The following is a 601-nucleotide window of genomic DNA, read 5'->3' as shown; positions in this document are numbered from 1 at the left end:
AGCGAGAGCTGTTTTAGCTGGACCTGTTCAGGTTGGAAAAATAGATCTCAATCCAAAAAAACCAATAGTTGTTCCTGCTCCTGTTAAGGTTGTTGAAAAAATCGAGACTCCTATAGTTTCAGTTCCGGTTGAAAAACCTGCTATTGTAGAAGCTATTCAAAAAGAGCCAGTTCAAAAAGAACCTTCACAAGATAAACTTGTTTCAGACAAAAAAGAAGTTAAACCTATTGTTGGAATAAAAGAAGTAAAGAAAGAGCCAGTAAAAGAGGTTGTTTCTGAAACTGTAAAAATTGAAAAAGTTGAAGAGGCTCCGGTTGATGAAACGATAACAACTCAATATCAAAAGTTATCAGGTACTACTTTAACAGGTCAGATAATTGATTTATCTCAATTTAATAAGCCTAAAAAGAAAAAAGAAGAGCCTAAAATTACTCCAAATAAACCAGGTGCGCCAGGAGCTATAGGAGCTAATAATGCTAATAAGAATAAACGCAAAAGAATTGCTCCAAAGCCGGGTGCTCCTAGACCACCTGCTACTCCTGGAGTTCCTGGAGCGCCAAATCCGAATAAAATCACGCCTAACACAGGTGGTGGTGGTTTT

The 601-nt window shown here is 37.4% G+C and carries 1 pseudogene; it reads left to right on the top strand.

Annotated features, from left to right (window positions below):
• Positions 1 to 601, top strand: a pseudogene (locus tag AB674_RS21620) (translation initiation factor IF-2); the annotation flags it as partial.

The sequence above is a fragment of the Flavobacterium sp. ABG genome (assembly GCF_001027725.1).
In the GTDB taxonomy this organism is placed as follows: Bacteria; Bacteroidota; Bacteroidia; order Flavobacteriales; family Flavobacteriaceae; genus Flavobacterium; species Flavobacterium cupriresistens.
This window is presented reverse-complemented; position numbering and strand designations above follow the sequence as displayed.